This is a genomic window from Streptococcus sp. 339, from assembly GCF_013277285.1.
Classification (GTDB): Bacteria; Bacillota; Bacilli; order Lactobacillales; family Streptococcaceae; genus Streptococcus; species Streptococcus pseudopneumoniae.
The window spans coordinates 1-4,621 of record NZ_VMMR01000044.1 but is presented as its reverse complement, the minus strand read 5'-3'; the positions used below and the strand labels follow the sequence as shown (position 1 = coordinate 4,621).

Genomic DNA, 4,621 nt, shown 5'->3' with positions numbered 1-4,621 from the left:
TTTTCATTGAGTATAAATAGATGGAAAAGAAAATCTTGTACAAGTTCCTGACAATTTCTTTCTTTTCGTGTATAATAGTGGAAAAGAGCTAAAACGAGGTATGGTTATGGAAGCAGTCCTTTACTCAACATTCCGAAATCATTTAAAGGACTACATGAAGAAGGTAAATGATGAATTTGAGCCTTTGACGGTGGTCAATAAAAATCCAGATGAGGACATTGTAGTTCTTTCAAAGAGCGAATGGGACAGTATTCAGGAAACTCTGAGAATCGTTCAAAATAAGGAACTATCTGACAAGGTCTTGCGAGGAATGGCTCAAGTCCGTGCTGGAAGCACTCAAGTCCATGTTATTGAGGAGTGAGGAATGCTGCTCAAGTTTACAGAAGATGCGTGGGCAGATTATTGCTACTGGCAAACTCAGGATAAGAAAACACTAAAAAGAATCAATAAACTAATTAAGGATATTCAAAGTGATTCATTTACAGGAATAGGAAAACCAGAACCACTCAAGTATGACTACCAAGGAGCCTGGTCACGGCGTATTGATGCAGAAAATCGCTTGATTTATATGATGGATGGAGATAGCATCGCTTTTTTGTCCTTCAAAGATCACTACTAAGTCTACTGAAAGGTGGGCTTTTTATTTTTTAAATTTTTATGAGTAAGTTTAAGATAAAGTTTTTTAGAAAATGACAGAATCCCTAATACAAAAGACAAAAACTCAGTAAAGAAATTTAGTATATAAACTTCGATTTTTTCCCTTGAATCCGCTTTATCACTTGTATTTTGTGGTATAATGAAGAGAATTGTTAATAATAAAAACAGGGGAAGTAAATGTCTAATTTTAAAGAAAAACTACCGATATTCCAGTCGAACGATGTTCAGATTTCAAATGTAGTCAATGCAGTTTGGTCGATTGCGAACACCTTACGTGGAGCTTATCGTTCGGATAAGTATCGAGTGATGTAATTAAAAATTGGATGAGAAGAAAAGATACAATTGAGTTTCTTGGTTTATGGAAAAGCTTAAACAACATGAATTTCAATTCGGTCGAATTCGACCGAATTAAATCGGAAGCTGGATATAATTCATTTACATTGTCTCCTAAGAAATGGGTAGAGAAAACTGGAGCAATCGGAATTATCTCAAAAGGTGGAAGATATGGTGGTGCATTTGCACATATAGATATTGCCTTTGAATTTGCTTCATGTATTTCTGCTGAATTTAAGATGTATGTAATTCAGGATTACAAAAGACTTAAGTCAGATTAAAATTCTAAGATATCATTAGGCTGGAATTTGAATAGAGAAATTTCTAAGATTAACTACAAAATTCATACAGATGCAATCAAAGAATATCTCTTAAAAGATCTTACCAACGAACAGTTGTCTTACAAGTATGTAAGTGAAGCAGATATGATCAATGTTGTTTTATTTAACAAAAGAGCTAAACAGTGGCGTGAAGAAAATAGGAACAATTAGTACAACACTTGTAGTAGTTGCGGGAGTAAGTGCGGGTGTGCTTGGAGGAAAATTTGATTTTAAATTTCCTAAAAAGATTTAATGGAGAGTAATAAATATGAAGTTTAAAAATTATCTATTTGATTTATATCCTTATTTTCCCAAAGGTTTTTCATTATATAATAGAAAGGATCCTGATGTATGTAGTAAGGCGTTGTACGATGATTTATGTAAGATGTTTTTTGATGATGATTCAAAAGAAAAACTTAAAATAACATCTGTATGTAATAAATGCCAAAACTTTGGAAATGGAGATTTTTATACTTTATTTATTGATAAGGATAAGTATTTATTATCAAGTGATTATATAGGAGCCTCTATTTATTGGGCAAGAAAGGCAGGATTAAACGACAGAATAATTTTAGATCATTTGAGTATTTCAAGAACAATAGGTGGACACATTCTTTTCCCTAGAGGTGGTGGAAAATCAGAAACCGTTAATACAGCTAGAGGTGGAAAACCTAGAATCAAGAATGGAATTTATAAAGGATATTATGATCGTTTTGATTTAACACTATATGCTATAAAAGAATGGTTTGCGGGAAATAATAATTCAAAAATAGATTATGCTATAGAGAATTACCGTGAATGGTTTGAACTATTTTTTGATGATGATAATTGTAAAAATGGATTTGAGAAATTTGTCGAGTTTTTTAAGTTAGAAGGATTTATATATGAGCAAAATAAAATTATAGATTTAATTAAATCAGATTTAGAGAACAATCAGGTTGTCTTTTTAGATAAAGAAGATATTAGGATTGCTAGCACAGAAGAAGAATATATAAGATATATGAAAAATCTTAATATCATTATTCTAGAAAGAACTAAAAAAATATTATTATAAAGATTTCAGCACCAGTTAAATAAAATGTGCGTTTTCTTTATCAAAAAAATTAATAAAAGAGGTTACCAAGAGGGATAAATTTTAAGTGTAGGGGGAATTTATCCTTTTTGCTTTTGAGGTAGAAGAGAAATCTATTGAATTATCCTATGAATATGTAGATGATGGATATAGTGGTTCTAATTTTGAGCGACCAAATTTTAAGAATATGATTGATGACCTGAATAAAGGAAAGTTTTCTATCATTATGGTAAAAGATTTATCTCGTTTCGGCAGAGAGTATATCGAGTCAGGAAAGTACTTACAAAAGATATTTCTTGAAAAAGGTATTCGCTTTATATCTGTAAATGATAACTATGATAGTGATAATGCGGATGTTAGCGATATCCATTTAAGGTTTGTGAAAATTACTTTTTTATGGTAGAATGTAAAAGAATGTATGTCATTCGGAATAACAATAAAATGAGGTAAAAACATGGAAATCATGTCGCTTGCGATTGCTGTTTTTGCCGTCATCATTGGTTTAGTCATTGGATATGTCAGCATCTCAGCCAAGATGAAATCATCTCAGGAAGCTGCAGAGTTGATGCTTTTAAATGCTGAACAAGAAGCAACTAATTTACGTGGACAAGCTGAGCGTGAAGTGGATTTACTTGTTAATGAAGCCAAACGTGAAAGCAAGTCTCTTAAAAAAGAAGCACTATTGGAGGCCAAAGAAGAAGCCAGAAAATACCGTGAAGAAGTGGACGCTGAATTCAAATCAGAACGTCAAGAACTCAAACAAATCGAAAGTCGTTTGACAGAGAGAGCTACTAGCCTTGACCGTAAGGACGACAATTTGACGAGTAAAGAACAAACACTTGAACAAAAAGAACAAAGTATTTCTGATAGAGCGAAAAACCTTGATGCGCGTGAAGAGCAATTAGAGGAAGTCGAAAGACAAAAAGAAGCAGAACTAGAGCGTATTGGTGCTCTGTCTCAGGCAGAAGCACGAGATATTATCTTGGCACAGACAGAGGAAAACTTGACCAAGGAGATTGCCAGTCGTATTCGCGAAGCTGAGCAAGAGGTCAAGGAACGTTCTGACAAAATGGCCAAGGACATCCTGGTTCAAGCTATGCAACGTATCGCTGGTGAATATGTAGCGGAGTCAACAAACTCAACGGTTCATCTGCCAGACGATACTATGAAGGGACGCATTATTGGTCGTGAAGGCCGTAACATTCGTACCTTTGAAAGTTTGACAGGGGTCGATGTGATTATCGACGATACACCAGAAGTGGTGACCTTGTCAGGATTTGATCCGATTCGTCGTGAGATTGCCCGTATGACTATGGAAATGTTGCTCAAGGATGGTCGTATCCACCCAGCTCGTATCGAAGAGTTGGTTGAGAAAAACCGTCAAGAGATTGACAATAAGATCCGTGAATACGGTGAGGCTGCTGCCTATGAGATTGGCGCACCAAACCTTCATCCAGACTTGATGAAGATTATGGGTCGCTTGCAATTCCGGACTTCATATGGCCAAAATGTTTTGCGCCATTCGATTGAGGTTGCTAAGTTAGCTGGTATTATGGCCAGCGAGCTTGGTGAGAATGCGGCTCTTGCCCGTCGTGCTGGATTCCTTCACGACATCGGAAAAGCCATTGACCGCGAGGTTGAAGGTAGCCACGTTGAAATCGGTATGGAATTGGCACGTAAGTACAAGGAACATCCAGTTGTGGTCAATACGATTGCTAGTCACCACGGAGATGTTGAAGCTGAGAGCGTCATTGCAGTTATCGTTGCTGCAGCAGATGCCTTGAGCGCAGCTCGTCCAGGTGCTCGTAGTGAGTCTCTTGAAAGCTACATCAAGCGTCTCCATGATTTGGAAGAAATTGCGAACGGCTTTGAAGGGGTACAAAATAGCTTTGCCCTTCAAGCAGGACGTGAAATTCGTATCATGGTCAATCCAGGAAAAATCAAGGACGACAAAGTCACAATCTTAGCTCACAAAGTTCGTGAGAAAATTGAAAACAATCTCGATTACCCAGGAAATATCAAGATAACCGTGATTCGTGAGCTTCGTGCAGTAGATTATGCTAAATAATAAAAAACTGAGGTCAGTGAAATCTGACTTCAGTTTTTTTGAAGTACGACGGGCATGTGGTGCATCTGAGGTGTAATACTCTTCGAAAATCTCTTCAAACCACGTCAACGTCGCCTTGCCGTACTCAAGTACAGCCTGCGGCTAGTTTCCTAGTTTACTCTTTGATTTTCA

4 protein-coding genes and 2 pseudogenes are annotated in these 4,621 nt (G+C 36.2%); all 6 read left to right on the top strand.

The window, feature by feature from the left end; genetic code table 11:
* Positions 1 to 106 precede the first annotated feature (106 nt).
* The 6 genes and pseudogenes from HT736_RS05985 (at position 107) to HT736_RS05960 (ending at position 4,450) form a co-directional block, all read left to right on the top strand.
* Entirely contained in the window at positions 107 to 361 is a 255-nt protein-coding gene (locus tag HT736_RS05985; protein WP_016398854.1) for a type II toxin-antitoxin system Phd/YefM family antitoxin, read from the top strand.
* Between the two features lie 3 nt (positions 362 to 364).
* Complete coding sequence (locus tag HT736_RS05980; protein ID WP_016398855.1) at positions 365 to 619, top strand: Txe/YoeB family addiction module toxin; 255 nt, start codon at positions 365 to 367, stop codon at positions 617 to 619.
* Positions 620 to 965: 346 nt separating this feature from the next.
* Positions 966 to 1,507: pseudogene (locus tag HT736_RS12080) on the top strand (KilA-N domain-containing protein); the annotation flags it as partial.
* A 71-nt stretch (positions 1,508 to 1,578) separates the two neighbouring features.
* Positions 1,579 to 2,364: a hypothetical protein gene (locus tag HT736_RS05970; RefSeq protein ID WP_000669602.1), complete on the top strand. Its 786-nt coding sequence runs from the start codon at positions 1,579 to 1,581 to the stop codon at positions 2,362 to 2,364.
* Positions 2,365 to 2,500: 136 nt separating this feature from the next.
* Positions 2,501 to 2,755: pseudogene (locus tag HT736_RS05965) on the top strand (recombinase family protein); the annotation flags it as partial.
* 81 nt (positions 2,756 to 2,836) lie between these two features.
* Positions 2,837 to 4,450 (top strand): ribonuclease Y, encoded by a 1,614-nt coding sequence (locus HT736_RS05960; RefSeq protein WP_000404950.1) that lies wholly within the window; start codon positions 2,837 to 2,839, stop codon positions 4,448 to 4,450.
* The last annotated feature ends 171 nt before the right edge of the window (positions 4,451 to 4,621 follow it).

What these genes read in the sequence shown, in the direction of transcription:
- HT736_RS05985 (WP_016398854.1), top strand. Translation starts at nt 107, where the DNA reads ATGGAAGCAGTCCTTTACTCAACATTCCGAAATCATTTAAAGGACTAC.
- HT736_RS05980 (WP_016398855.1), top strand. Translation starts at nt 365, where the DNA reads ATGCTGCTCAAGTTTACAGAAGATGCGTGGGCAGATTATTGCTACTGG.
- HT736_RS05970 (WP_000669602.1), top strand. Translation starts at nt 1,579, where the DNA reads ATGAAGTTTAAAAATTATCTATTTGATTTATATCCTTATTTTCCCAAA.
- HT736_RS05960 (WP_000404950.1), top strand. Translation starts at nt 2,837, where the DNA reads ATGGAAATCATGTCGCTTGCGATTGCTGTTTTTGCCGTCATCATTGGT.